Source organism: Bacillus cereus group sp. BfR-BA-01360, assembly GCF_022663595.1.
GTDB lineage: Bacteria > Bacillota > Bacilli > Bacillales > Bacillaceae_G > Bacillus_A > Bacillus_A cytotoxicus.
Window position 1 is genome coordinate 1 of sequence record NZ_JAKUFV010000067.1, and the last position, 1,179, is coordinate 1,179.

Genomic DNA, 1,179 nt, shown 5'->3' on the forward strand with positions numbered 1-1,179 from the left:
ATTTAGTGTACAGAAACCATTGAAAAAATGAGTTATAGTAATAACATAAGAAATTGACGAAAGGGCAACTGGTGCACGGTTGCTCTTTTTAATTAAATAAAAAAGAGGACACTCATGGTGTCCTTAATTATTATTTGTTTTTATGTTGTAGTTTTTATCATAAGGTAATTTGATATTTAATTGTTCTCTTAAGGCATCTTGTAAAACTTGAGAGAAATTTATATTTTCTTTTAAAGCTAATTCATTCAACCATTGAGGTATGGTTAAAGTTTTTTTAATGGCTTTATTATTTATAGCTTTTCTATATAAAGGCATATGAACGTTTATTTGTACCATAACCTTTTTAGATACATCTTCATACAACTCGTTATCTAAAACTATTTGTTCTGGCGGTGTTGAATTAGGGATAGTCATATTATCAGTTTCATAACTATATAAAATTGAACCTAATGCATTCTGTGCTTTTTGAATAGCTTCTTGGATTGTTTCGCCTTGTGAGTGGCAACCTGGTAAATCAGGAAATGAAACACTCCAAACTGTCTCGTCAGGATATTGTTCTAATATGGCTGTAAAACTATAGAAATCTTTGTAGTTATTTATATTGTTCATTATTGTAACCTCCAATTTTTATTGAAAATGACATTTGTTTATTTTTTTGAAAAGATTGGTTATATTAGTATCATACAGTTTTATATAAAGCAGAGGGGTTAAAACCCCTTTATCTGCTTTACAATTTTATGAGCCGTGCCAGTCGCAACATCTTTGACGGGATGGGGTATCGAAATGTGATACGGTGCGCCTGGCTTGGTGAAAATTTCGTGGTCTCCTTTGCCACGTTTTGGCTGATGAATCCAACCATATTCTTCAGCCATTTTCCATAATTTTTTTGAACTGTATGATGGCAATTTCTTTTCTCCTTTCTTATGTATTTTCGAGTTATTGTTCACCTCCTTTAACTCTATAATTATTATAACACGTATTTTTAATACGTGCAATAGAAAATGTGTAATTTGTACGTATTTTTTTAGGGAAATGAATATTTTAAAATACATTTCAAAGCATCCAAAATGGGTGCTTTTTATTATGTAAAAATTACATAGGTGGTGTGTGTAAGCAATGAAGGATGAGTTATTACAAAACATCATACTAAAAAAGAAAATTAATCAATTGTCTGATGAT

At 30.3% G+C, this 1,179-nt stretch carries 2 protein-coding genes; both read right to left on the reverse strand.

Going from position 1 to position 1,179, the window contains the following annotated elements:
* Nucleotides 1-123: 123 nt before the first annotated feature.
* Nucleotides 124-609 (reverse strand): type II toxin-antitoxin system HicB family antitoxin, encoded by a 486-nt coding sequence (locus MR056_RS21905; protein ID WP_087099838.1) that lies wholly within the window; start codon nucleotides 607-609, stop codon nucleotides 124-126.
* 98 nt (nucleotides 610-707) lie between these two features.
* Nucleotides 708-905, reverse strand: a complete 198-nt coding sequence (locus MR056_RS21910; RefSeq protein WP_210351361.1) for a type II toxin-antitoxin system HicA family toxin — start codon at nucleotides 903-905, stop codon at nucleotides 708-710.
* Between the last annotated feature and the right edge of the window lie 274 nt (nucleotides 906-1,179).

Bases quoted from the DNA above. Each gene is read 5' to 3' on its own strand.
- MR056_RS21905 (WP_087099838.1), bottom strand. From the start codon at position 609: ATGAACAATATAAATAACTACAAAGATTTCTATAGTTTTACAGCCATA.